This window comes from Oceanispirochaeta sp. (genome assembly GCF_027859075.1).
GTDB lineage: Bacteria > Spirochaetota > Spirochaetia > DSM-2461 > DSM-2461 > Oceanispirochaeta.
The window spans coordinates 1-3,251 of the sequence record NZ_JAQIBL010000257.1 but is presented as its reverse complement, the minus strand read 5'-3'; the positions used below and the strand labels follow the sequence as shown (position 1 = coordinate 3,251).

The window sequence follows — 3,251 nt, the reverse complement described above, 5'->3', positions numbered from 1 at the left end:
GTGGGTTTCGGAATACCAATATGTACCCTTATGATGACCAATTTCTTTAGAGACATTCCCGATTCTCTGAGACAATCGGCCATGCTGGATGGATGTAATGACTGGCAGGTTCTTTTTCGCATCATGCTTCCCCTGGCCCGGCCCTCACTGACAGCTCTGATCATCCTTCAGTTTACCTGGATCTGGAATGATTTTTTATGGCCACTGATTCTGATTAAATCAGAATTCAGGATGACCATACAGATGGGGATTCTGCAGCTCCGGGGCCAGTATGGATTAGCCTGGGGGAACCAGGCTGCCGGAGCTCTTATGGCAACTATACCAACCCTTCTCCTCTTTATATTTATGCAAAAACATTTCATCCACGGCCTTTCTATGGGTGCTGTAAAGGAGTAAGAATGAGTAATCATCTAGAAGAAAGAATACAACGAGCCGTTAAGATCAAAAAGGCAGGTTCTCTCCGATCCGCACTGGATAGCGCGGTTCTGAAACAGTTTCAGGATGTGTCCCTGTCTGAGGCTCTGGTCCTGGGACTGTTGAATCAGGGAGTACGGAAATTTGTCGGTATATTCGGTCATGGTACAACAGATGTGGGTGAAGTCCTCCGTGTGTATCAGGAGAAAGGCCTCGTGGAGGTGTATAACGTCCGGAATGAGATAGAGGCGTCACATACGGCTGCTCAGCTTAGATGGCAGTATGGTGAATATGCAGCGGTTTTTACTTCTATTGGCCCCGGTGCTCTACAAGCCTTTGCAGCTTCTCTTGTCCCGAAGTCAAACGGGCTGGGGGTTTACTACATTTTTGGAGATGAAACAACTCATAATGAAGGCCCGAACATGCAGCAGATAGCAAACAGAGAGCAGGATATGTTTCTCAGGATCACTTCAGCCATGGGCGGATCTTACTCCCTGAACACTCCCGAAGCACTTTTTACAGCTTTAAAATGGGGATACAACACGGTTTTCAACCCCATGAGAGAAGGCCCATTTTTCATGCTCCTTCCCATGAATGTCCAGGGAAAGATCATGGAGAACATGAACCTGAAGGAACTTCCAGTTCCTGCCAGGTTCCCGTCAGCCGCCCGGGCCGATAAGGATGGATGCAGAGCCGCTGTAGATTTAATAAGACAATATTCCAGGATTACGGTGAAAGCCGGAGGTGGAGCCCGGAATATTGATCCCCCGGTTCTCTCCCGGTTTATTGAACTTTCAGGGGCTGTTTATGTTCATGGTCCCCAGGTTCCGGGTTTACTCCCCGGCAATCATGAAAGAAATATGACTGTGGGAGGCTCAAAAGGGTCTATATCGGGTAACTATGCCATGGAAAACTGCGAACTCCTTATAGTTCTGGGAGCCAGAGGAGTCTGCCAATGGGATTCATCAGGAACGGCATGGAAAAACACACAGCAGATAATAAACATAAATACCCGATGGGAAGATGCTCTTCAATACAATAAAACCCTCCCTCTCTTAGCTGACTGTGGTGAGATTCTTAAACAACTGAATTCAATAATGGAAGAAAGAGAAGAGAATATAGTATCCGGAAAACAAGAATGGATATCCCGCTGTAAATTGAAGAGAAAGGAATGGGACGAATTCAGACAAAAAAGATTTAACAATCCGGTTCTTCAGGATGATAAGTGGGGGAGAGCCCTTCTGACTCAACCTGCCGCCCTAGACCAGATCATCAGCTTTGCCGACGGGAAGAAGGCTGTCAAAATATTTGATGCGGGAGATGTACAGGCCAATGGCTTTCAACTGGTCAGGGATAATGTACCCCGTAAAACATATACGGATACAGGATCTTCCTATATGGGTTTTGCCGTATCGGCTCTCCTTGCCTATGCCATGGCTGAGGAGAAGGAATATTCCATAGCATTTACCGGGGATGGCAGTTTTTTGATGAATCCACAGATTCTTCTTGATGCAGTTCAATTCGGAGTACAGGGAATGATTGTACTTCTTGACAACCGAAAAATGGCCGCCATCAGTGGTTTGCAGCAGGCCCAATACGGCAAAGAGTTTGCAACAAATGATTCCGTTGAGGTTGATTATCTCCAACTGGCAGCTGCGTTCAAGGGGGTCGCATCATTTGATGGAGGATCATCAATCAATCAACTAAATCAGGCCCTGGAGTCGGCCTATCAATATAAAGGTTTATCTCTTGTTTCTATTCCTGTTTACAGCGGGGATCATGAACTGGGAGGACTGGGTGCATTTGGAAACTGGAACGTCGGAAACTGGTGTGAATCAGTACAACAGGAAAAACATAGGATAGGACTGTAAAAATGGACAAGATAAATGTAGGACTCATTGGACTGGGAAGAATTTCTGATCTCCATGCTCTTGGATACAAAGATCATAAGGAAGCGAGAATCTATGGTGTGTCAACCAGAAACGAAGCAACAGGGTTGGCGAAAAAGAAAGAATGGGGAGCCGTGAAGTATTATAAAGATTACCGGGAAATGATAGCGGACCCTGCGATTGATGCCATCGAAATATTAACCCCTCAAAAGCTTCATGAGACTCTGGTTATTGAATCTGCCGCGGCCGGTAAACATATAATGGTACAAAAACCGATGACCATAAGCCTGGACAGCGCCGATAGAATGCTGACCTCCGTAAAAGACCTGGACAGAGTCTATAAGGTTATTGAAAATTACATCTTCTACCCTCCTCTGCAAAAAGCAAAAGAACTTATAGACAGCGGAGCCATCGGAGAGCCGATCAATATGCGGATAAAGTTCATCAGTGGCTCATCCGGCGGATGGGATATTGATCCCAGTACCTGGGAATGGCGGATGCAGGAAAACATTGAGGGCCGGGGTATGCAGACCTTTGATCACGGACATCATATGTGGTGTGTCGCCTGGTATCTTATGGGCGATATTGACCGGGTCTCAGCCTGGATCGACTCGGCCGACGGAATTGTCGACTGTCCCGCCAATATCATATGGAAATACAAAGACGGCATTAAATACGGAAGCTGTGACTATACTCATTGCTGGGATATGGATATGCCTTCTGATTACTATGCCAATGATGAATGGTTCGAAATAACCGGTTCCAAAGGAATTATTCTGGTCAACAGGGCGACAGGCTTACTCCGAACCGGACCGGCTCTCAGCCATTTTAACGGCTCAAAATGGAATCATTATGAAGATCTGGAATCTGACTGGTCCTCAGGATTCAGAAATGCAACCTATAACTTCATCAATGCCATGAAGGGCCGGGAGGCTCCCCTTTTAACAG

Annotated in this window: 3 protein-coding genes; all 3 read left to right on the top strand. The window is 46.4% G+C overall.

What is annotated here, in order from left to right; all coding sequences use genetic code 11:
- Positions 1 to 396 (top strand): carbohydrate ABC transporter permease (locus tag PF479_RS14275; protein ID WP_298007775.1); only part of this gene is annotated, 396 nt, incomplete at its 5' end.
- Between the two features lie 2 nt (positions 397 to 398).
- Positions 399 to 2,285 (top strand): thiamine pyrophosphate-dependent enzyme, encoded by a 1,887-nt coding sequence (locus PF479_RS14270; protein ID WP_298007773.1) that lies wholly within the window; start codon positions 399 to 401, stop codon positions 2,283 to 2,285.
- Positions 2,286 to 2,287: 2 nt separating this feature from the next.
- Positions 2,288 to 3,251: Gfo/Idh/MocA family oxidoreductase (locus PF479_RS14265; protein WP_298007771.1), on the top strand; the 964-nt coding region annotated here is incomplete at its 3' end.

What these genes read in the sequence shown, in the direction of transcription:
- PF479_RS14270 (WP_298007773.1), top strand. Translation starts at nt 399, where the DNA reads ATGAGTAATCATCTAGAAGAAAGAATACAACGAGCCGTTAAGATCAAA.